17 protein-coding genes and 2 pseudogenes are annotated in these 22,251 nt (G+C 72.8%); 8 read left to right on the top strand and 11 right to left on the bottom strand.

What is annotated here, in order from left to right:
• Positions 1 to 314 precede the first annotated feature (314 nt).
• From ACIRB1_RS41930 to ACIRB1_RS41945, 4 genes are all read right to left on the bottom strand, one after another.
• Positions 315 to 1,907 (bottom strand): acyl-CoA carboxylase subunit beta, encoded by a 1,593-nt coding sequence (locus ACIRB1_RS41930; RefSeq protein WP_403469273.1) that lies wholly within the window; start codon positions 1,905 to 1,907, stop codon positions 315 to 317.
• 873 nt (positions 1,908 to 2,780) lie between these two features.
• Positions 2,781 to 3,506, bottom strand: coding sequence for a class I SAM-dependent methyltransferase (locus tag ACIRB1_RS41935; protein ID WP_403469274.1), 726 nt, complete (start codon positions 3,504 to 3,506; stop codon positions 2,781 to 2,783).
• Positions 3,507 to 4,028: 522 nt separating this feature from the next.
• Entirely contained in the window at positions 4,029 to 4,988 is a 960-nt protein-coding gene (locus ACIRB1_RS41940) for an NAD(P)H-binding protein (RefSeq protein WP_403469300.1), read from the bottom strand.
• 617 nt (positions 4,989 to 5,605) lie between these two features.
• A complete protein-coding gene (locus ACIRB1_RS41945) occupies positions 5,606 to 7,345 on the bottom strand; it encodes an FAD-dependent monooxygenase (protein WP_403469275.1) in 1,740 nt (579 codons plus the stop codon).
• 806 nt (positions 7,346 to 8,151) lie between these two features.
• On the opposite strand from ACIRB1_RS41945, the gene ACIRB1_RS41950 reads away from it, so the two are divergent.
• The 3 genes from ACIRB1_RS41950 to ACIRB1_RS41960 all read left to right on the top strand — a co-directional run bounded on the left by ACIRB1_RS41950 (position 8,152) and on the right by ACIRB1_RS41960 (position 10,052).
• Entirely contained in the window at positions 8,152 to 8,862 is a 711-nt protein-coding gene (locus ACIRB1_RS41950; RefSeq protein ID WP_403469276.1) for a hypothetical protein, read from the top strand.
• Positions 8,863 to 9,366: 504 nt separating this feature from the next.
• The gene (locus ACIRB1_RS41955; RefSeq protein WP_403469277.1) at positions 9,367 to 9,609 is read left to right on the top strand and encodes a type II toxin-antitoxin system Phd/YefM family antitoxin; all 243 of its coding nucleotides are present in this window, start codon (positions 9,367 to 9,369) and stop codon (positions 9,607 to 9,609) included.
• Positions 9,606 to 10,052: a PIN domain-containing protein gene (locus ACIRB1_RS41960; RefSeq protein WP_403469278.1), complete on the top strand. Its 447-nt coding sequence runs from the start codon at positions 9,606 to 9,608 to the stop codon at positions 10,050 to 10,052. Before ACIRB1_RS41955 ends, ACIRB1_RS41960 begins: the two co-directional genes overlap by 4 nt.
• 296 nt (positions 10,053 to 10,348) lie before the next feature.
• Here ACIRB1_RS41960 and ACIRB1_RS41965 read toward each other — a convergent pair whose 3' ends face one another.
• The 5 genes and pseudogenes from ACIRB1_RS41965 to ACIRB1_RS41985 form a co-directional block, all read right to left on the bottom strand.
• Positions 10,349 to 11,098 (bottom strand): SDR family oxidoreductase, encoded by a 750-nt coding sequence (locus ACIRB1_RS41965; protein ID WP_403469279.1) that lies wholly within the window; start codon positions 11,096 to 11,098, stop codon positions 10,349 to 10,351.
• Positions 11,099 to 11,259: 161 nt separating this feature from the next.
• Positions 11,260 to 11,696, bottom strand: a pseudogene (locus ACIRB1_RS41970) (helix-turn-helix transcriptional regulator); the annotation flags it as partial.
• Between the two features lie 310 nt (positions 11,697 to 12,006).
• Entirely contained in the window at positions 12,007 to 12,186 is a 180-nt protein-coding gene (locus ACIRB1_RS41975) for a helix-turn-helix domain-containing protein (protein WP_403469280.1), read from the bottom strand.
• A gap of 442 nt (positions 12,187 to 12,628) precedes the next feature.
• Entirely contained in the window at positions 12,629 to 14,086 is a 1,458-nt protein-coding gene (tnpB, locus tag ACIRB1_RS41980; RefSeq protein WP_403469281.1) for an IS607 family element RNA-guided endonuclease TnpB, read from the bottom strand.
• Complete coding sequence (locus ACIRB1_RS41985) at positions 14,083 to 14,658, bottom strand: IS607 family transposase (RefSeq protein WP_403469282.1); 576 nt, start codon at positions 14,656 to 14,658, stop codon at positions 14,083 to 14,085. Before ACIRB1_RS41985 ends, tnpB begins: the two co-directional genes overlap by 4 nt.
• Positions 14,659 to 14,858: 200 nt before the next feature.
• Here ACIRB1_RS41985 and ACIRB1_RS41990 point away from each other — a divergent pair, with 200 nt between their 5' ends.
• The 3 genes and pseudogenes from ACIRB1_RS41990 to ACIRB1_RS42000 form a co-directional block, all read left to right on the top strand.
• Entirely contained in the window at positions 14,859 to 15,074 is a 216-nt protein-coding gene (locus tag ACIRB1_RS41990) for a type II toxin-antitoxin system VapB family antitoxin (protein WP_403469283.1), read from the top strand.
• Positions 15,071 to 15,484 (top strand): PIN domain nuclease, encoded by a 414-nt coding sequence (locus ACIRB1_RS41995; protein WP_403469284.1) that lies wholly within the window; start codon positions 15,071 to 15,073, stop codon positions 15,482 to 15,484. Before ACIRB1_RS41990 ends, ACIRB1_RS41995 begins: the two co-directional genes overlap by 4 nt.
• A gap of 366 nt (positions 15,485 to 15,850) precedes the next feature.
• Positions 15,851 to 16,169: pseudogene (locus tag ACIRB1_RS42000) on the top strand (transposase); the annotation flags it as partial.
• A 212-nt stretch (positions 16,170 to 16,381) separates the two neighbouring features.
• Here the strand turns inward: ACIRB1_RS42000 and ACIRB1_RS42005 are convergent.
• Together ACIRB1_RS42005 and ACIRB1_RS42010 are read right to left on the bottom strand one after the other, a co-directional pair.
• Positions 16,382 to 17,302 carry a BTAD domain-containing putative transcriptional regulator gene (locus tag ACIRB1_RS42005; RefSeq protein WP_403469285.1) on the bottom strand — a complete coding sequence of 307 codons (921 nt, stop codon included), beginning with the start codon at positions 17,300 to 17,302 and terminating at the stop codon, positions 16,382 to 16,384.
• Between the two features lie 1,523 nt (positions 17,303 to 18,825).
• Positions 18,826 to 19,032 carry an acyl-CoA carboxylase epsilon subunit gene (locus ACIRB1_RS42010; RefSeq protein WP_403469286.1) on the bottom strand — a complete coding sequence of 69 codons (207 nt, stop codon included), beginning with the start codon at positions 19,030 to 19,032 and terminating at the stop codon, positions 18,826 to 18,828.
• A gap of 681 nt (positions 19,033 to 19,713) precedes the next feature.
• Between ACIRB1_RS42010 and ACIRB1_RS42015 the strand changes: the two genes are divergently transcribed.
• Both ACIRB1_RS42015 and ACIRB1_RS42020 read left to right on the top strand, forming a co-directional pair.
• On the top strand, positions 19,714 to 20,781 hold the full coding sequence (locus ACIRB1_RS42015; protein ID WP_403469287.1) for a ScbA/BarX family gamma-butyrolactone biosynthesis protein: 1,068 nt from the start codon (positions 19,714 to 19,716) through the stop codon (positions 20,779 to 20,781).
• A 595-nt stretch (positions 20,782 to 21,376) separates the two neighbouring features.
• Positions 21,377 to 21,901 (top strand): GNAT family N-acetyltransferase, encoded by a 525-nt coding sequence (locus tag ACIRB1_RS42020; RefSeq protein WP_403469288.1) that lies wholly within the window; start codon positions 21,377 to 21,379, stop codon positions 21,899 to 21,901.
• Positions 21,902 to 22,251 lie beyond the last annotated feature (350 nt).

The following is a 22,251-nucleotide window of genomic DNA, read 5'->3' on the forward strand; positions in this document are numbered from 1 at the left end:
TGCCGTCTTCCGGTACCACGAGTACAAAACAGGCCGGACGGTTTGTCAATACCAAACCGTGCATGCTGTTTTGATGCATCGTGCAGCCGGACCCCCGCCACTCCCCCGCCCGCACCACTGAGCTGCGGATATGCCTATCTTCGGCGCGGCTGGTCGGAAAGGACGGACCAGGCTGGCCCGGCGGGCGCGGGGCAGGAGTGGGGCGCTCGACGGGGCGTCCGGTCGGCTTCTGCGGGGTTCGGGACGCCGTAAAGAGACCGATCGTGCTGTTCAGGGGTGGGGTGGGCGGCCCGGGAACGGCCCGGGCCGCCCTCTCACTGCGGGGGGTTGCCGTGTTTGCGGGAGGGGAGGTCGGCGTGCTTGCGGCGGAGCATCGCCAGCGAGCGGATGAGGACCTCGCGGGTGGCGGCGGGGTCGATGACGTCGTCGACCAGGCCCCGCTCGGCCGCGTAGTAGGGGTGCATCAGCTCCGCCCGGTACTCCTTGACCAGCTTCTGCCGCATCGCCTCGGGATCGGCGGCCTCGGCGATACGGCGGCGGAAGATGACGCCCGCGGCGCCCTCCGCGCCCATCACCGCGATCTCGTTGGCGGGCCAGGCATAGGTCAGGTCGGCGCCGATGGACTGGCTGTCCATCACGATGTAGGCGCCGCCGTAGGCCTTGCGCAGGACCAGCGAGATGCGCGGCACGGTGGCATTGCAGTAGGCGTAGAGGAGTTTCGCGCCGTGGCGGATGATCCCGCCGTGCTCCTGGCCGACGCCGGGCAGGAAGCCGGGCACGTCCAGGAGGGTCACCAGGGGGATGTTGAAGGCGTCGCACATCTGTACGAACCGGGCGGCCTTCTCGCTGGCGTGGATGTCCAGCACCCCGGCCAGGGTGCGGGGCTGGTTGGCGACGATCCCGACGACCTGGCCGTCGAGGCGGGCCAGCGCGCACACGATGTTGCGCGCCCAGTGCTCGTGGACCTCCAGGTACTCGCCGTCGTCGACGATCTCCCCGATGACGGCCGTCACGTCGTAGGGGCGGCTGCCGTCGGCCGGCACATGCTCCAGCAGCATCTCCCCGCGCCGCCCGGCCGGGTCCGCGGTGCGCACGGCCGGCGGCGCCTCGCGGTTGTTCTGCGGCAGCATCGACAGCAGGTAGCGCACCTCCGCCAGGCACGTCTCCTCGTCGTCGTAGGCGAAGTGGCACACCCCCGACGTCTCCGCGTGCACGTCCGCGCCGCCCAGCCCGTTCTGCGTGATCTCCTCGCCGGTGACCGCCCTGACGACGTCCGGGCCGGTGATGAACATCTGCGAGGTGTCCCGGACCATGAACACGAAGTCCGTCAGCGCCGGACTGTAGGCGGCGCCGCCCGCGCAGGGACCCAGGATGACGGAGATCTGCGGGATCACCCCGGAGGCACGGGTGTTGCGCTGGAAGATGCCGCCGTAGCCGGCCAGCGCGCTGACCCCCTCCTGGATACGGGCACCCGCCCCGTCGTTCAGCGACACCAGCGGCGCCCCCGCCGCGAGCGCCATGTCCATGATCTTGTGGATCTTCGTGGCGTGGGCCTCGCCCAGCGCCCCGCCGAAGATCCGGAAATCGTGCGCGTACACGAACACCGTGCGGCCCTCGACCGTCCCCCAGCCCGTGATCACACCATCGGTGTACGGCTTCCTGGTCTCCAGGCCGAACCCGGTCGCCCGGTGCCGGCGCAGCTGCTCCACCTCCTGGAAGGAGCCCTCGTCCAGCAGCAGAGCGATCCGCTCACGGGCCGTCAGCTTGCCCTTGGCGTGCTGCGCCGCCGTCGCCTGCTCGCTCGGCCCCGCCATCGCCTGGGCCCTGATCGCGTGCAGCTCCGCCACATGCGAATGCGTGCCGCCCGTCCCCGCCGTGAGCGGTGCCGGCGCCGTCGTCGTCGTCATCCCTGGTCCGTTTCCGGGACGGCCGGAAGGAGGTGAGGAGATCCGCCCCGGTCCCGTCCGTCCCATCGAGAGCAACAGTAGACATCCATGAGGTTTCCTCTCCCGCCGGCGGACAGCGCCCGCAGACACGGTGGAGCGTCCGCCGGAACCCGCCCCGCCGTCCCCGCCGTGCAGCACGGGTGCGGCGGCGGGCGCCGGGCGCCGCCCCGCACGGCCGGGGTGCGCGGCCGGGCCCAGTCCGCAGCGGGCCGCCGCCCCCAGGGTGCGGGGACGCGGTGCGCAGGAGTGCGGGCAGCGGCCGGCCGTGCGGACGGGAGCGGGAAAGGGTGCGGGGAGGGGTGGTGACCGGCCCGGAAACGGCCGGTACGGGGTGCCGGAGCGGGGTGTGCGTGCCGCCGCCCGGTGTCCGCCGGCGCCGCGTCCGCCACCCGCTTCCCCGTCCGCCCGGCCCGCCCGGCACCTGCCTCCTCTCCGACCCCGTCCGCCCGGCCCGCCCGGCTGATCCGGTCCGTTGCGCTGCGCCGGCCCTTGCGGCCCACGGCCATCGTCGGGCCGGGTGGTGGAGAAGTGCTGAGGGATCACTTGAGGATCGGTCGGCAGCAGCTCGCGGACAGGGACGACGCGCTGGCGGACGCGGGGCGGTTGTGCGTGCGGGGCCGGCGCCCGGCGTGAAGGGCGCATGTGCGGCGTGCGGGGTGGCGCGGCCGTGCGGCGTGAGGGGCGGGCCTCCGGCGTGCGGGGGTGGCGCGGGCATCCGGCGTGAAGGGCGGACGTGCGGCATGAGGGGCGACCGTTGCGTGTGACTCGTCACCCTCCAGCACGGCCTGGTCCCGGACGGGCCCGCAGGCGAGGCGGACGAACCTTCACCCGCAATCACGGACGTCGCGCCAGGAAGACGAACTCCCTTCCCGGGCGGTCAGGCGCATCGCGAACGCCATCCAGCTCGTATCCGTGCGCATCCAGATCCCGCTCGACCTCATCCCGCTCGCGGAAGTGCAGCGTCGAATCCGACGTCAGCACCTGCCCGTCCACTGCGAACCTGTAGGTCCAGCGGAACGTCACCAGCGGCAGGCTCACCTCTACGAGCTCGGCCCAGCTCTCGACGGAGCCGATGCCTGGAATCTCGCTCACGCGGCAGGACTTCTCGCGGGTCCACTCCTCCCAGGCGCGTCTGGCCGGATCGCGTGTCTCGAAGACCAGATGCCCGCCGGGCCGCAGCGCCTGGTGTGCTCCTCGCAGCGTGCTGTGCCAGGCCTGCGGATCCACGATGGCCTGGGCGACGTTGGCCGTCATCGTCACGAGGTCAGCCCGCAGCGGTGGAAGACCGCTCGCGTCACCGCAGATCCAGCGCACACGTTCGCTTCCCGGCTTGGTCCGGGCGACGTCGATGGATGCCTGGGCGGGATCCACACCGACGACCTCCATCCCGCGGCCGGCCAAGAGGAGTGCGAACACCCCTGTGCCGCAACCGATGTCCAGTACTCGCTGCGCCCGGAACTCTTCTGCCATCCGCAGGTAGGGACCGAGGTCGCTGCGGTCGGCGTCGAGCGGATCGTAGATCGCGGCGAGTCGTGGATCCGCGAAGCAGTCGTCAGCCATGCGGCCGAACGTATGCAGAACGGGCCCGAGCAGCTACCGAGTTTCGCGACACTCACACGCACGCAGTCCGATGATCCCCAGAGACAGACCCCCGACCAAGATCCCCCACAGCGTCAGGCACTGAGTGGGACCAGCTTCCCGAAAGCCCCTGCGAGCGGCCCGTGATGCCCACCCCGGCCGGGGACGCGGCCGGCCACCGCGTGGGCGTGGGTGCTGGGGTGGGTGTGGGTGCCAGGGTGGGTGTGGGCGTTCGGGGGCTTCGTCGGCGCAGGCGCGCCGCGGCACGTCCCGGGCCGAGGGCAGGCTGCCGCCAACCGGCGTCACCACACGCCGGCATCACGAACCCGGCCGGAAGGGCCAGAACGTCCGCCGCCCTCGCGACACGACTCCCCCGGCACCCGCGCGGCCGGAAAGGGGGACCCAGTTGTGCCCCTCGCCGCGCCAAACCGCCGTGGAGGCAGGGGAGTTGGCCCGCCGGGCCGGTGCCGGCCGGAGGGGAGGCCGTAGACCGCGGGGGCGGGGTCAGCGTGGGGGACGGCGGGCCCCGGTCCCGGCCGGGGACGAGCCCGGGCTCGGGGCCGGGTCCGGGGCTGGGTCCGGGGCTGGGGCTGGGTCCGGGATGAAGGCCTGGATGTGGTCGCGGGCCCAGTCGTGGAAGGAGCGGGCCGGGTGGCCGGTCAGGGCGGGGACGGTGTCCTCGACGTGGGCCTTGGCGCCGGCACGCTGGCGTTCCGCGCTCGCCAGGAGGGCATCGACGAGCGGGGGCGGGAACCGTGCGGCCAGCGCGGCGCGGGCCTGGGCGGCGGTCAGTTCCTCGAAACGCAGCGGGACACCCAGGAGGCGGCCCAGCTCGCGGGTCTGCTCGACGGCGGTCACGGCCTGCGGGCCGGTCAGCGTGTAGGCACGCCCGGCATGGCCCTCCTCGGTCAGCGCCCGTACCGCGACCTCGGCGATGTCGCGGGGGTCCACACACGCGTTGGGCGCGCTCCCGTACAGCGCGCGGACGGTGCGCTCACGGCGCACGGAGGCGGCCCAGGACAGGGAGTTGGACATGAACGCGCGCGGGCGCAGCAGGGTCCACTCCAGTCCGCAGCCGCGCAGCACCTCCTCGCCGGCCCGCTGGCGGCGGGTGATGAGGTCGTCCGCGCCGTCATCCAGGACGGCCGCCGCGGACAGCTTCACCACCCGCCGCACCCCGGCGGCACGGGCGGCCGAGACGAACGCCGCGTCGTCGTCACCGTCACCTTCGCCGTCGAGGCGCGCGGTCACCAGGAACGCCGTACACACCCCGCGCAGGGCCGAGGCCAGCGACGGCGGGTGGGTGTAGTCCCCGGCCACCGCCTCCACCCCGGGGAACATCGCCGCGGCCCTCGCCGGGTCCCGGGACATGACCCGCACCCGCATGCCCGCGGGCAGCCGGGCGGGCAGCGCGCGGACGACTTCCCCGCCCACCGTCCCCGTCGCCCCCGTCACCAGGACCACCCGCCCCGGCCGCTGTCCCCACTGCTGCCTCTGCCCTCGGGCCATCGCCTCCCGCCCGGCCCCCGCACCGGCCCCGGCGTCCGTCCCGGGACCGGCCCCGGTGCGGAGTACCGTCCGCCGCCCGCCGCTGCCGTCGCCGTTCGTGTGCATCCGCCGTGCCTCCGTTCCTTCCGCCGCCCGCCAGGCCGTTTCTGTGAGGCCATTCCTGTGAGGCCGTTCCCTCTGTTCCCGGCGCACCGTCGCCTGTTACGCCGATTGCACGCCGGCTCCCCTGGTCCCCGCGGAACTGCCGGACCAGGCGCGGGAGCGGAGCGAGCCGCCGGCGCACGTGGTGCCGGCGCAGAGCGCGGGCGTCCTGGCGGGGGCCTTCGCCGGGGCGCAGGCCATCTCCCGGCCGCGGTCGGGCCACCAGGACCTGCCGCGCCGGGCCGCCGGTCTGCTGCGGCACGTACTGCCGTCCGTGGTGATCCCCCGGCACCGGCCCCGGCGGACCTCTCCGGGACCCGGGGCGCCTGGGTCCGGGAACAGCTGAGCGCCGCCGGCACCGCGCCAGGCCCCGGCAGCACACCCCGCACCTGTCACCCGGCCCCGCCCGGCACCCCATCCCCCGCCCCCGCTCAGGTACCAGGACGGGCACCGGCCCCCGCGCCGGCCATCACTCCCGCGCCCGCGCCCGCGCCCGTGCTGGTGCTGGTGCTGGTGGCGGGGGTGCCGGGGTCGCGCTGTGCGTGCTCCCAGCTGCCGCCCTCGCGGAAGTAGGCGCCCAGGGCGGCGGTGAGGGGGCCGGCGCCGGCCGCCCAGCCGACGTAGCCGTCCGGGCGGACCAGGACCGCGCCGCCCGGCAGGGCGGCTTCCGCGCCGGTGCGCACCACCCGCAGCAGCCCCGACCACGGCCGGGCCTGCGCCTGCCAGCGGGCACTGTCGGCACTGTCGGCGAGCAGGAGCAGCGGGCGGCCGGCGGCCAGCAGGCGGATGACGTCGGTAGGGCCCTGGGAGGTGGTGAGTTCGGTGTTGGGCAGGAACCGTCCCTCCCAGGGGGAGGGATCGGCGGCGCGCGGGGGCAGCACCGTGTCCTGGGCGCTGACCATGGAGGCCAGCACGCCGTTCGCCCCGCCGCGGGCCAGCAGTTCGCGAAACAGGGTGCGCAGCGGGTCCAGGCCGGTGTCGGGGCGCATGAGGGCGAGCTGGGCGCGGGTGTGGTCGATGACGCGCTGCGCGGCCGGGCGGCGCTCGAGGTCGTAGGTGTCCAGCAGGCCGTCCGCGGCCGCCCCGCGGACGGCCAGGGCGAGTTTCCAGCCGAGGTTGAGGGCGTCCAGCACGCCGGCGCTCAGCCCCTGGCCGCCGACGGGGAAGTGCACGTGGGCGGCGTCACCCGCCAGCAGGACCCGCCCCGCGCGGTAGGAGAGGGTGATCCGGCTGAAGTCGCTGAAACGGCTCAGCCAACGCGCCTGCCCCATCGCCACGTCCCGCCCGGTGATCCGGGCGACCTCGGCCTGCAGTTCCTGAAGGGTGGGCGGCAGATGGCGGCCGTGGTGCGCGCCGGTGCAGTCCAGGGTCCGCAGCCGCACCCCGCCGGGGGTGGCGGGGATGTCCTTGACGACGATCCAGCCGGTGGCGGTGCGGTGCCAGCCCGGGCGCAGGGTGCCGGGCCGCTCCAGGCGGACGTCGCCCGCCAGCGCGGAGACGGTGGCCGGATAGGTACGGCAGGCGAACGCCGCCTGCCGGCGGACCGTGCTGCGGGCGCCGTCCGCGCCGACCGCGTAGCGGGCCGTGCACGTCACCGGCCCCTGCCGGCCGCTCGCGGTGACCTGGACCCCATCGGGGCCCTGACGCACCCCCGTCACCCGCAGCCCGCGCAGGACCACCACACCGGCCGCCCGCGCCCGCGCCTCGAAATGCCGCTCCAGCTGCTCCTGCTCGCACTTGAGGACCGGTGGCGGCTCCAGCGCCGGCGCACACACCGCCAGCCCCGGCATCCCCGCGAAATGGAACGCGCACCGCGTCGCCACCGGCGCACAGGACCCCCCGGCCACCCCGGCCAGATACCCCCGCCGCACCAGGCACTGCACCGCCCGGGCATGCAGCGTGGTCGCCTTCGGCCGCGCCGAGATCCCCTCCCGCTCCTCCAACACCACCGTGCGCACCCCGTACCCCGCCAGCTCACACGCCACCAGCAGCCCCACCGGCCCCCCGCCCACGACCACCACCTGCGCCCGCACCACACCCACCCCACCCGACACACCCTCCGCGCCGGACGCACCCGCCGCGCGCGGCACACCGGACCCGTCCGCGGTGCCGAGCGCACCGGGCGCGCTCAGCACGGCGGGCGCGACGAGCGCGGCCGCCTCATCCGGCACACCACGCGCCGCCGGCACACCCGCCCTGCCCGCCCTGCCTGCCGTGCCCGCCCTGCCTGCTGTACTCGCCGTACCTGCCGTACCCGTTGTGTTCGCCCTGCCTGCTGTACTCGCCGTACCTGCTGTACCCGTTGTGTTCGCCGTGCCTGCTGTATCTGTCGTGTTCGTCATCCCAGGTCTCCCCCATCCCGTCCCGGACCACGTCGCTCGGCAACCAGCTCCGCACACCCGGCAACAGCGCAGCCGGCGGCGGAAGACGGCGAGGAGGGCCCGGAGGCAGGGGTACGGACCGGAGACGGGAAGCGGGGGCAGGGAAGGCCGCCAGATCCGGCGGCATCCCGCACGGCATCACGCACCGCACGGGGCCGGATGCCGCGCACGGTGCGCCGCGCGGCACAGTGTCTCCCCCGCCGCCCCCTTTCCTTCCCTTCCTGCCTTCTGCCTGCCTCTTCGGCCTCTCACGGCTTCCCGCGGCTTCGTCCGGCGCGGGCCCGGCACGCGTTCTGCGGGGGCCGGACGGACTGTCCAGGGGTGCGGACGCCGCCAAAATATACCGGGTGGACGGTTCTTTGCAACGGTTCCGGGATACCGGCCGGAAGAGGGGCGCGGGAGGAGCGGGGAAGGGGGTTCGCGGGAGGGCGGGGCGTGTTCGCGCCGGGGCGGGGGCATCTCCGTGCCCAGGCGGGCAACTGCCTCGCAGGGGCGGTTGCCGGGATGGGATGCGCGCCCGGGCCCGTGGTCCGGACGCGGCATGTCAGTGCGGCATGTCATCGTGGCGGCCGGACGAAGCAAGGGAAGGAGCCGAGGTGGCCTCGCTGGGGGAACGGTTGCGGCATCAAAAGGCCGAGGTCTTCGAGGGCGCGCTTCGCGATGCCGTGATGGATGGTCCTGCAGGTGAGGCCGAGCTCGTCGCGGCATTGGACGTTCTTCCTTCGAGCCGTCACGTGTCCGTGGTCGCGGTGCTGGGCGATGCCCAGGGCTCTGCGGGTCCGCAGGCACTGCGGAATGTCCTGGCGGCTGAGGGAAGGCCGCGGGATACGCGGTGTGCGGCGGCGCTTGCGCTGGCCAAGCGATGCGGGCCGGAGGCGTCGGCTGATCTCGCGCAGGCTCTGTCGGCCCGTGACGCGGTCCTGAAGAACTACGCCATGGTGGGCCTCGCCGGCGCGGGGGACGACAGGGCCTGGGAGCAGGCGTTTGTCCGCTTGGGGCAGATCTTGCGTCGTCCGGGACCGCCCCGCGGCCTGCGCTCGCAGCACCTCCAGGTGCAGTCGCAGGTGGCGTCAGCGATCTGCTATCTCGGCCGGCATCTCGATGGTGCCGGTGGCGAGCGCAGTGTCCGGCTCGTGAGTGAGGTTCGCGGACACTGGGATCGGCTGGGTACCGCTGAACACGTGTGGCTCACGCAGATGTGGCCGGGATGCGTGCCGGACGGTCCACCAGCCGGTGAGGTCCTGCCACCGCAGGCCAGGCGTCTGGAATCCTGGATTCGTGATCCCCTCTTCGGTCCGGTGCACTGACGTCCGGTCGCCATCGGTTCCTTCTTCTCCGTCGCCGCGGCGGTAGCCATTCGCCCTCGCGTGCCCAGGCCAGTCGTCTTCGGCTCACCTGCGAGCGCTTCGCCCCGGTCCCCACTCCGGCCCCGCGGACGGCCTGGCCCCGGAAGGCCGGACCGGGTGCCTGTCCGCCGGTTCAGGGGGTCGTACACCGGTCCGCGTGCTCCACGCCTTACACAAACCGTGATACCGGACGAGTGCCTCGCGCGGTGCGGTGATGCCGGAGCAGACCGGGCACAGTGAGGCGGACAGAGCGAAGGCAGGACAGAGGCAGAGGCAGCGGCGGAGCCATCGTGGTGGGCGTACGGGAAGGGCGGCCGTGCCCGCACAGGGCAGGACGCGGTCCGCCGTGCCACGTCCCAGCTCCATGACGTTTTCGCCGATCGCAAGCGGCAGGAGGCGCCGGCTCCTCTCAGCCTTCTGCCCGTCCGTTCCCGTCCACGCCCCCCATGTAGTAACATGTAGAACATGGAGGCTACCGCCCGCGAGTTCAACCAGAAATCCTCACAGATCCTCGCCGCAGCGGCACGCGGCGAGACCGTCACCGTCACCAAGAACGGCACCCCCGTCGCCCGGGTCGTACCCATCACCGAAAACGACGTCCCCCCCTACCCGACCGGCCCCATGGGAGACATCGAGCTGCCCGACCTCGGCCTGCCCGACCTCACCGTTGACGAGATCGAGGAAACGCTCAGGGGGATGGGGGAATGAACCCGGTCGTGATCGCCGACACCAACGCCCTGTACCGTCTGCTCGACCCGAACCTCACGGGCCATCAGGAGCACAAGAAAGCCCTGGCTGCAGTCAGCCACCTGGTCATCTCTCCCATGGTCCTGGCCGAGCTGGACTATCTGATCACAGCGCGCGCGGGAACCCGCAAGGCCCTGGCGGCAGCCCGGTTCATCGAACGCAACACGGCTACCCGCCGATTCGAAGTTCCGGCTGTCCACGCGCACTTGAGCGCGGCGATCGCCGTCGCCGAGGGGTACGCGGACGCCGACGGCGGCAAAGGCATCGGCCTGACCGACGCCATGAATGTGGCCCTGGCCGCCGCTTACCGCACCGACGTCATGTTCACCGCCGACCGCCACTTCCGGATGATCCGTCCCCTGACCGGCCACCCCGCCTTCCGTCTCCTGCCCGACGATCTGTAGCCCGTGCAGGCCGGAGCGCCGCACGGCAGGTCACGCCCGTCCGATCCGGCCCGCCACCGCATACAGGGTGCCCCGGGAAGCGTGCCCCCAGGAGCACGCCACGCTTCGGTGAAGCAGTGAGCGCCCCGCCCGGCAACTCCCACCCCGGCACGGGCGCCGGTTCACAGATCAGACCAGGCGGCGGCCTGTGAAGGCGCACCGGCGCCAGGCACCCGCACAGCGGCCCGCTGCCGCCCGGCCGGAGGGTGCCGGCGCCCTGCCCTGCCCTGCCTTGCCCTGCGGTGGTCGCCGGCTGGTCATTTCGCCTGGGAGAGCGCGACCGCGTCGGGACCGGCGGGGAACCGCAGCTGGCCGGTCGTGTCGTGCACGGCTCGCCACACGGTCTCGGCGACGTCGCTCTCCTTGGTGAACAGCTCCTGGCGCGTGAAGTCGTCCATGGCCTTGTCCGCCCAGGGTGCGTAGGGCGCGGGGACCTGCTCGTCCGGCGAGGCATTCTTCGCCGCGTTGGCCGCGAAGTTCGTCGTCAGGCAGGCGCCCGGCTCGACCGTCCTGGCCCGCACGCCGAACGGCGCGAGTTCGAGGGCGAGGGAGGCGGTGAACCCTTCGACGGCCATCTTGCTCGCCTTGTAGACGGCCGTCAGCGGCATGTGCCCCAGCACCACGCTCGAGGTCACGTTGACCACCACGCCGCTGCCACGCTCGCGGAACTGGGGCAGCACCGCCTGCGTCATCGCCATCACGCCGAACGTGTTGGTCTCGAAGACCTCCCGCACGCGGGCCATGGGGGTGTTCTCGAACACGCCCATGCAGGGCACGCCCGCGTTGTTGACCAGAACATCGACGGGGCCCACCGTCTCGAACGCGGCAGTGATGCTCCCGGGCCTGGTCACGTCGAGCTCGATGACGCGCAGCCGGGGCGAGGAGGGAAGGACGTCCGGCCGCGGCGTCCGCATCGCGGCGATGACGTTCCACCCCTGCGCGTGGAAGTAGCGGGCGCTCTCGCGCCCGTACCCGGACGAGGTACCGGTGATCAGAACTGTCTTCATGGTGTGCCCCTTCGGCGATGTGGCGGGATCCGTCGGCCAGGCAGGCATTTTCCTGCCCGCCCGGGAGAACCGTCTGATCCCATTGAATCGCTCTGACCTGCACAGACAGTAGAACTATCCTCGCCGGTCCTTGCACGATGCTCCAGCAGGGCCAATCCGGATCAGAGCAGGAGACCGGCCGGCGCACGCACGGTCCGCCGCAGGCGGGCGGCGTCCTGGCTAGGAGGCGCGCCGAACCGGCGGCGGTACCCCCGGCTGAACTGCGAGTGGCTGCCGTAGCCGACGCGGTGGCCGACTCCGGTGACGTCTGCGGGGTGGGGGGGCGAGCAGCAGCCGGGCCCCCTGGAGGCGGATCTGCTTCTGGAACCGGAGGGGGACTCATCGCGGTCACCGCGTAGAAGTTGCCGTAGAAGGCAAAGACGCCCATGCCGGACTGGCGCGCCACGTCCTCGACCCGGAAGGGCTGCACGTAGTGCTCGCGGATCCAGCGCACGGCCCGCGAGATGCGGCTGAGGCTGCTGTCGGCCAGGCCGAGCTGGCGGACCGCCGCACCCTGCTCGCCGGTGATCACACGCCACAGGATCTCGCGCCACGCGAGCATCTGATCACCATTCAGGCCGTATGAGCCCCATCGCCTGTTCCCATCCGCCAGGCCGGCGCTGATCCTCCGGTGAGCTCACTGCCGGTTTCGCCAGCCATGGCCCAGTGGACCATGGTGCGGGAACGGTGAGGAAGGGCCCTGCCGGCGCCAGCCAGCGCGCTGATCCCACGCCCCCGGCGCAGCCCCGCCACGGACGTCCGGCGCAGGCCCCGCCCACCGGACGCGCCCCCGCCCACGCTCCCGACCTCAGCCCGCCGATCAGGTCAGCCCAGGACGTAGGTCTCGTCACCGAAGTCAGCGACACTCTTCAGCGTGCCTCCGAGTGCCTTGACGTAGGCGGCAAGCGTGTCGACCTCGCTGCGCTCGAGCTGGCCCTTCTCATGCGGGAGACACGCGCCTGGGTGACGCCCATGGCTTCGGCGACCTGGACCTGTGGGGTGTGCTGCCGCTTGCGCAACTCGGCGAGACGGTGGACACGGGAGGCCACAACCAGCGCCTGCGCCCCCTTGCAGATCTGGTCCTTTCGGCGTCGGTGAAGGCGAAGTCCCCGGCCAACTCGTCCCAGGAGACGGCCTGGGAGTCCTTGAGGTGATCACTCATCGCGCCTCGTCCTGTGCGTCGACTCGCTTCAGATGCTCCGCGTACGCCTGCTCCGCCTGGGATACCGCGACGCGCTACCAGCCGAAGCCCAGCCCGCCGACAGTGAGTCAGAGACCGCCGTGAGCCACCTGCGCGCCACCGCAGAGCACCCCGCACCAGGTGACGCCAGCGGATAGGCGATCACCCAAGCAGGACACGATACGGTCGACGTCCGGATCACCATGCTGAAAGTGACGGCCTCTCACCTCATCGACAGTCCGGTCAGCCGTTGCCGAGGCTGTAGTCAGGTCTCAGCATTCCGGGCATTGCGGCCCGGAAGGTCCGTCTCGTCACCAGAGCGTGAGGGCTTCGGTTTGGGGACGGTCTCTCGTTTCTGTCTGCCGCTGGTGCGGCAGGGTTGCGCCACCTGCCCGCCCCGCTTCCGCCGTGCGGCGGGGGCGGGTGGCGCGGGTCTTGTGGTCGGCTCCACGAGGCTTCGACACCACCTCGGTGGTGTCCTGGTCTCCGGCCACTCCGGTACCAGTCACGCAGGCTGTCGCGAGGGCGGCGAGGTTGAGTGCGGCGTTGTCGTCCCGGTCGATGACCAGACCGCAGGCGTCGCAGTGGTAGGTCCGGACGTGCAGTGGCAGCTTGGCTTTCACTGTGCCGCACCCGGAGCAGGTCTTGGAGGAGGGGTACCAGCGGTCGGCGACCACGAGGCGGGTGGCGTGGCGCCGGCGGGTCTTGTAGTCGAGGTGGCGGCGGATCTCGCCGAATCCGGCGTCGGCGATCCTGCGCGCGAGGCGCCGGTTGCGGAGCATGCCGGCGACGTTGAGGTCTTCGGCCACGACGGTGCCGTATTCGGCGGCCACGGCGGTGGTGAGCTTGTGCAGGGCGTCTTCGCGGAGGTTCGCCACCCGGTGGTGGACCTTGTTCCGCTGGGCGTTGGCCTTCTCCCACCGGCGGGACGGCTTCTGTCCGGTGCGCCGGTCGGGGCCCTGGCGGCGGGACACGACCCGGGAGGCGCGGCGCAGCTGCTTGCGCGCGGCGTCGTAGTGGCCCGGGTTGGGGATCTGCCTGATCTCGCCGGTGCTGTCGGCCATGACCGCGAGGCTCTTCACCCCGAGGTCGATCCCGACCGCCACGTCCGGCCGCGCCACGTGTTCGAGGTCGCGCTTGACCTCGGCCTGGAACGAGACGAACCAGCGTCCGCGTTCGTGCCGCACGGTCGCGGACAGGATCCGGGCCGTGCCGGCGTGGACTCGGTCGAGGAACTTCACCGTGGGCTCGTGGCTGCGGATCGTGCCGAGGCGGGGCAGCGTGACGTGCCGGCCGTCGGTGTCGACGCGGATCGTGCCGGTGGTGAACCGGCAGGACAGGCGTGCCTTCCGCTTCGACTTGAAACGCGGCGCGCCCGTCTTCCGGCCACGCCGCTTGCCCTGCTTGGACTTCGTGTAGTTGTCGAACGCGGCGGCGGCGTTCGCAAGGCCAGTGGAGTACGCCTCCTTGGAGTTGTCCTCCCACCAGGCGGCGAACCTGGGGTCGGTGTGCTTGGCCTCGTTGAACGCCTTCCGCAGCGCGGGCAGCGACCACGGCCGCCACCGCGTCAGCCCGGCCTCCGCGATGCCGTACGCCGCTTCGGCCTTGCGCTGCCACCACGACGCGGTCACCCAGCCGACCGCCCAGTTGTAGGCGGCACGCGCCGCGCCGCAGTGCGAACGCAGCGCGGCCTCCTGGGCGGCGTTCGGGTCCAGAGCGAACCGGAACGCCTGCACCACGAACCCGGGCTGCGCCTGGAACTTCTTCACTCGGCAGCCTCGGCGGTCGCCACGGCCACCGCGCGGACGGCCCGGTTCTTCGCCGCCCGCCGCCCGTACAAGCGGGCGCACATCGAGGTCAATACCTCGGTGATGTCGCGCACCAGGTCATCGGCGGTCTCGGTGGGATCGAGGACAACCAGGCGCCGCCCGGACGCCGACAGGACGGCTTCGAGATGCTCCACGCCGAACCGGGCCAGCCGGTCACGGTGCTCGACCACGATCACCGTCGCCTGCGGGTCGGACAGCACGCGGTGCAGCTTGCGGCGCCTGCCGTTCAGCCCCGAACCGACCTCGGTCACGACCTCCGCAACCGGCAGGCCCAGACCCGTGGCCGCCTGCACCACGCGGGCCACCTGACGCTCAAGATCCGGCTTCTGGTCCGCCGACGAGACCCGGCAGTACACCACCACCCGGCCGGACGTCTCCGAAGCGGGCTCGTCGACCAGCCATGTACCGGACGGCGTCTGGCGCACGGGGACCGGCATACGGCCCTCCTTCGCCCACGTCCACGCGGTCTGGTAGTGCACGCCATTGCGCGACGCCCACTCGGAAAGCTTCACACGATCAAAATAACAGACCAGAAAAGCTGAGATTCACTGATGAATTACGCAACAGTTGAAAGCCCCACACCCCTTTTTCCGATGCGCTCGCCGCAAGACCACAGATCTGAGAAACAGACCACCCACGGGTGAGCGATCCCACCAATATACAGTCGATCATGTATATTGATATACGCCGTAGCATGCATGAGGAGGCCCTCTTGAGCCGCACTGTGATCGACCTCGACGACGAGGCACTGGAAGAAGCCGCCAAGGAACTCGGCACCACCACCAAGCGCGACACCATCAACACCGCCCTGCGCGAGGTCACCGCCCGCTACCGGCGCCTGCGCGCACTCGAAGACGCCCGGCAGCTGACGGCCGACGGAGCCCTGGACATCGGCATCCTCCTGGAAAAGACCCGGTACCGGCCGTGACCGTCGCCGACTATCTCATCGACACCTCCGCCCTCGCCCGCGTCCTGCTCCGCCAGACCACGGCTGAGTGGGACGACAGGATCGGCGCCGGCCTCGTCGCGATCTGCGACATCACGGAACTCGAGGTCCTCTACTCCGCCCGCTCGGCCGCCGACCGCGCGCGGCTGAAGGCCGCACTCGACGCCCACTACGCGTGGTGCCCCATGCCGGACGGCATCTACCGCCGCTCCCGCATCGTCCAGGAACAGCTGACCGCCAAAGGGGAACACCGCAGTGCGGGCCCCGTCGATCTCCTGGTGGCCGCCGCCGCGGAAGAAGCAGGCCTCACCCTGCTCCACTTCGACCGCGACTTCGAAACCCTTGCCCGCACGACGGGGCAGCCGGTCCGCATGATCGACCTCAGGCAGTAGAGTCCGCGCGGTCGCACGGACAGGCGTCAGGCCTCCCGCCGACCACCCACCCGACGGTATCGCGGCGATGCCCCCGCTGCCGGACGGCCCCCGTTCCGCGCCCTCGCGCCCGCCCCGCGGACGGAGCCGCCTCGCCGGCACCCAGTCCGGGGCACGGCACGCGCGGGTGAACTGCCCTACCCGCCCTATACCGTCGATCACTTGTCGGTGGCCGTGCCTTGCGGAGAGGTAAATCCGACGGCGGATTCGACGATCACGCGAGAGATGTCAAGTGACGGACACCGCCGCGCAGTTGACAACCGTGGAGCCTGCCGGGAAGGACTTGTCCGGGCCGCCGTGCCCGTGCCGGACGAGCCGTTGGCGGCCATGACTGGTGGAGCGGGCCCGGCCGGAGGGAGGGCAGCTGACCGGGCAGGGCGGAGTGCTGCAGCAGCCGACCAGACGGGCCCTGGAGTACGCCCGTGACGGTGAGATCACGGATCACCTCGGCTACGAGAAGCACGAAACAGCCGGCCGGGGCAGTGGCAACTCCCGTCATGGAGGCCGGGTGGCCAAGACTGTGCCGACCGATGCCGGACCGGTGGAGACCAAGGTTGCGCGTGACGTGTCGGGCACGTTCGAGCCGCAGATCATCAAGAAGCGGCAGCGCCGGCTGACCGGGGCCGACGCGATGGCTGTGCCACTTGTCCGACCGTGCGCCGCGCCTACTCCCCCTGCGGTCCGCCCGCGAACGACAGCGTGAGTGGGAGAGCACGCCCAGACGGGCGGCTCCCGCTCCGACGGGCAAAGCCCTCCGCGGGCGGCACGGACAACAGCCCACACACCCGGCCGGGAAAAGACCGCGCAGCGCTGCGGCGTACGGGGCCGCCCTACCACCGGCCGGCCGTGTCGGGCAGGTCAGGCGGGGCGGGTGGTGAGGTGCGGGGGCGTGACGGGGGCGGGGGCGGGCAGGGGGGTGCCGTCGGGGCGGGCGGTGAGGATGGAGCGCTGCAGGCGGCCCAGCGGGGCCGAGGGCTCCAGGCCCAGTTCGGTGACGAGGGTGGTGCGCAGCCGCTGGTAGACGTCCAGCGCCTCACCGCGCCGGCCCGCACGGTGCAGCGCGACCATGAACTGGCCGTGCAGGCTCTCGTGCATCCGGTGCCGGTTGACCAGCACCGTCAGTTCCGGCAGCAGCTCACGGTGGCGGCCCAGGTGCAGGTCGGCGTCGATGCGCTGGGCCAGCGCGCACAGCCGCGCCTCCTCCAGCCTGCGCGTCTCCACCTCGATCTGACTGCCGGCCTGCACCCCGCTCAGCGCCGGCCCGCTCCACAGGCACAGCGCACCGGCCAGCCGGCGGGCCGCCCCCGCGTAGTCCTGCGCGTCCATCGCCCGGTAACCGCCCCCCGCCCGCCGCTCGAACTCCCGGTGGTCGACCGTGCCGCCCCCCGTCCGCAGCAGATAACCCCCCGCCACCGTGGCCAGCACATCCTTCGCCCCCAACCGCCCGCCACCGTGGCCAGCACCGGCATCATCCCCACCTACGCCTCCGCCTGCGCCTGGGCTTCCGTCGTCGCCGTCGGCGTGGGCGGGCCGCGGGCCGGGCGCGGCCAGGGCCGTGCCGATCAGCTCGCGCAGCTGCAGGACGTAGGTCTGCAGAGTGGTCCGCGCACTGCGCGGCGGCAGCGCCCCCCACAACTCCTCGGCCAGCGCGGACACCGGCACCACCCGATCGGCGTGCAGGGCCAGCAGCCCCAGCACCCGCCGCGGCTTGGGAGCCGTCGGCACCACCGACACACCGTTCACCCGCACCGCCAGCCAGCCCAGCACTTCGATCTCCACACCCAACTCCCCCACACGGCCGCCACGACAGCAGCGGCCCGCACACCGGACCGCCCGACACCCGGGCCGACACGGCACCGGAACCCCTCGATAAAAAAACAGCACGGACGGTTTGTCAATCTCCCGGTGAACATCCCGCCGCCACGAGCACACAGATCCAGCCAACCCCGCCGAGCCCGCCCCGCCCACCCCGCCCGGGCCGGCCGGTCCGGCAGGCTCCCGCCCGGCCGCCCTGCCCGGACCGGCCACCCCGCTACGGCCGTCCTGCCGGCCGGGCCGTGACGGCCCTGCCGGCAGGGTTGTCACCGCGACGCAGGAGGGCGTCCTCCCGGCCGGACAGGTGCGAGCGGAAGCGGGCCAGGGGGAACCCTCCCGTACGCACTACGGGAGGGGCAGGGCAGGACGGCCCGAGGACGGGGCGCCCCGGGATGCGGGGTGCAGAACCGGAGGGGCGGAGGGGCCGGAGGGGCCGGGCGAGGGGTGTCCGGACCGGAAGGCGGGGGCGCGGCGCAGGCGTCCGGGTGCGGGGCATCGGACGCGGGGCCTGAAGCAGCAGGTGTCCGTCCGCCGGTCCCGGCCTTCGCCGCACCGCGGGCCCCGACCGGCGGACGGACACCCCCGGAGCGGCCGGAGGCAGGACGCACGGGGGCGGCGGCCACCGGAAGCAGGCCTGCCGTCCCGGCCAGGGGCCGGGAGCCGGGGGAAGGGCCTGGGCCGGGGCCGGACGGGGCCGGGGCGGAAAAAGGGGCGGCCAGTCTTCCCGGGGGCGCGGGAAAATGCCGGTGGCATCGAGACCGACACGCGGCGCTACGACGGCACGGCACACCCCTGGCCGGCGAAACCCACCGCCGCACCAACCGGACCACAGCCTCCAGGCCCCGCCGCACGCCCCACATCCACCCGGCACCCCACCTGAGCCCCGCACCCCACCCGGCCCGCCCGCATCCGTGCCGCACACACCCGCACCCTGCCGCACACGCCCGTCTCCCTACCGGACGCCGCCCCGCCGCACGGCCGCAAACCCGCCACCGGGGCCACGCACCACACCCGCACCCGGGCTCCGCACCCCAGGAAGCCACAGGAGCACCGGCCTGCCCGCCCGCCCACACCCCAAAGACCACACCACACCACACCGCACCGCACCGCGGGCGCGGGAGCCGTCCGTGCTCCGGCCCGGCGCGCTCCCGCGCCCGGGGCTCCTGCCCGCCCGGCCGCGCCCCACCCGGAACACACCGCCCGCACACCGGCCCCCGAAGCCGCCGGCCCCGTCCCGGGACTTCGCCGGCCCGGACGCCCGCACCGGGCGGCCCCAGGACCCTCGGGGCACTCGACGCCCTCGGGGCCGGCAGCGAAAATCCCCTCCACACAGCCCCTCCCCCACGGCACAGCCCGGCGACGCCCGCCCCAGCCCGTCCCGGACTGTCCCACTCCACCGCGTAACAACAAACCGCACGAGTGGTTTACATAAGCGGGTCACAGACGTACCGGCCGAACCGGCCACATCCGTACGGTCCGCAGGACCGTCACCGCCAGGCACGGGGAGGCCGGTAGGACACCGCCGTCCGTTCCGGGCTCCACACCTCCCCCGGCTCCGCCCCCTCGCCGGCCCCCTCACCGGGCTCCCGCCCGCGGGCGGCCAGCACCGCGCACAGCACCGCGCACACCGCCGCCAGCTCCTCCCTACTCGCCCGCCCGCGCTCCACCCGGAACACACTCTCCGCGCTGCTCACCCGGCCCGCACCCCCTTCTCACCGACGTGCGGCCACCCTGCACCAGCACCCTGGAGGACCACTGAGACCCCGCTCGAGAACCACCCCCCGCCACCCCCCGCAGCCCCCCGGCCCGGCCGCACCGGCCGGACCCGCACCCCGCCCCCCGGACCCCCCGCCCGGCCGGTGCCGCCGCATACGCCAGGACTCCGCCCGGGGCGGCGCCACCGGGCCGCGGACACGGTTTTGGCCATCCGGCACGGAGCGGGTTCTTCCGCATCCCGTCCCCCCGGAAGCTCCGATACCCCTAGAAAGAAAACCGTTTGGTATGTATCTTCTGGTCCGGGACACCACACCACCGCACCGCACGGCACGGCACCGCCCGCACGCGCACCCCGCACCACCCGCACGGCACCACGCCGCCGCACGCCCGGCGCGACCCGCACGACGCGCACGACGCGCACGACGCGCACGGCACGGCACCGCACGACACGCCACGGCAGCGCACACACGCACGCACGCACGGCCTGTCCCGCCGCACCACCCCGCACCCCGCACCGCTCCCCCGCCCCGCCCCGGTCCGGCAGGGCGGCAGGGAGCCGGGGACGCGGAAGCACCCCACCACAATCCGTTCCGGTCCGCTCCGGCCTGTTCCGGTCCGTTCCGGCCTGTTCCGTCCCGATCCCGGCCCCAGGGGGAACCATGTCCACCCACACGTTCCACGCCCAACGCCCGGCCCTCACCACCGCACCCGCCCCGGCCGCCGGCACTCCGGCCGCCCCCACCCCGCTGCCCGCGCCCCGCACCGCACCCACCACCGCACGTGCAGGTGCAGGTGCCGGTGGCGCCGCGGGCGGGGCCGGGGTCTCAGCGCACCGGGACGCCTACGCCCACCTCTCCCTGACCCGGACCGTCCCCAAGGAGTTCGTCCACCGCGCCTCCGTCGCCGAGGTCCTGCTCACCGACTGGCAGCGCACCGGCGAGGACCGCTTCACCGTCAGCGCCCAGTGGCCCCGCAGCCACTCCTTCTTCACCCCCCTCAACGGCCGCCACGACCCCCTCATCGCCGCCGAAACCGTCCGCCAGATCGGACTCCTGCTCGCCCACACCGAATACGGCGTCCCCTTCGGCCACAGCTTCGTCATGCACGACCTCACCCTCGCCGTCGACCCCGCCCACCTCCACGTCGGCGCCGCCCCCGCCGCCCTCACCATCGACACCACCTGCTACGACATCACCCGCCGCCGCGGCCGCGCCGCCTCCCTGCGCTACACCAGCACCCTGCGCCGCGACGGCCACACCCTCGCCCGCGCCGACGTCTCCTACACCTGCATACCCCCCACCGTCTACCAACGCCTGCGCGGCCACCACACCCACACCACCCCCCTCCCCCTCACCGCACCCACCGCACCCCAGACCGTCGGCCGCACCTCCCCCACCGACGTCGTCCTCACCCCCACCCCCCACCCCCACACCTGGCAACTCCGCACCGACACCCGCCACCCCGTCCTCTTCGACCACCCCGTCGACCACATCCCCGGCATGGCCCTCCTCGAAGCCGCCCGCCAAGCCACCACCGCCCACCTCGGCCACCCCACCCTCCCCCTCACCCTCACCACCACCTTCACCAACTACGCCGAACTCGACACCCCCTGCCACCTCCAAACCCACACCACCACCCCCACCACCCCCAGCCACCACACCACCCACATCACCTGCCACCAAAACAACCACCCCGTCTTCACCTCCACCATCACCACCACCCCCTAACCCACCCCCACACCCCCACCACCCCACACCCCCGCCACCCACAACCCCAGCCCCCAGCCCCCACCACCACCCGGACCCCGAAACCCACACCCCCCAAACCCCACCCCAGGCCCCGGCCCACACGGCACCACCCAGCCGACCCACCAGCCCCAGCACGCAGACACACGGGCACACGGGCACACAGGCACACGGGCATCCCGCCAGGCCGGACACCCCACACCACCCCGCCACGAACCACCCGGCCGACCCACCGGCACACCAGCCCCGCCCGGCCCCCGGCCCGACCCACCGACCCACCGACCCACCGGCACCTGGCAGCAGGCAGCAGGCAGCAGGCAGCAGGCAGCAGAGCCATGAGAACGGCGGACCGGTATCCCGGGGCACCGCCCAAGCTGGTGACGACCCGGCCGCAAAGGCCACGCATGCCGAGCCCCTAACGGCTCGGTCCGCGGTTGAAGGTGGGTGTAGCTCCGTCTCTGGGGGAGCTGATCTGGGGTGTTGCGACGACCGTTGACCAGCCCGGGGTGTGGTGAGGGCGGTGCCCGGTCGGGATATTCGCTGGCCGCCGCTTGTTGATGGTGGTCATACTCTCGCGGTGGATCCAGTGACTCTCGAGACCGACCGTCTGCTGCTGCGGGCCTTCACACCTGCCGACGTGGAGGCGGTGTACGAAGCCTGCCAGGACGAAGACATCCAGTTCTACACCCCGGTGCCGTACCGGCGTGCGCACGCGGAGAAGCTCGTCGGCGAGAAGCTGCCCGCCCACTGGGCGCAGGACAAGGACTACACCCTCGGCGCATTCCGCAAGGACACCGGCGCCCTGGTCGGCTCGTACTGCCTGACCCTCATCAGCCGCGGCGTCTGGGAGCTCGGTTACTGGGCGGTCAAGGAGCAGCGCGGACGCGGGTACTCGGTGGAGGCCGCTCGGGCCCTGTGCGACTGGGGCTGGGCCACCCTCGACATCCACCGCATCGAGTGGTGGGCCATGGCCGGGAACACCGGCTCGCGTGCCGTCGCCGAGAAACTCGGCTTCACCGTCGAAGGGACACTGCGCAACCGCGGCATCGCCAACGACGGCAAGCCGCACGACTGGTGGGTGGGCGGACTACTGAGGCCCTGACGCTCGGGCCGATGCTTCACCGGCTGCGTCTGCTCTTCTGCTCTTCACCGACCGCCTGCCCGTCACCCTGGTCCACCTACGCACCGGGCTCCCGCACGCCGCGCTCGCCGAGCCGTACGGCACGGCCCGTCGAGGTATCCGAGGGTCAAGGGTGCGTCAATTCCCTGCGGTTCAGGTGGTGTTGCAACAGACAGCGTTGACATGACCATGATTGCGTAGCCAGAGTGGCGGCGTCCTTCAGCACGTCCTGCACGACGTTCGGTTCGGCCGGGCTCCGCCCGCCCTCAGGGTGCGGACGTGTACGAGGCATCCTCCCGACCCCACTTCGCGGCGCACCGGTGCCGGACGTG

Origin of the sequence: Streptomyces sp. NPDC096013 (assembly GCF_044763565.1) — a bacterium.
Taxonomy (GTDB): Bacteria; Actinomycetota; Actinomycetes; order Streptomycetales; family Streptomycetaceae; genus Streptomyces.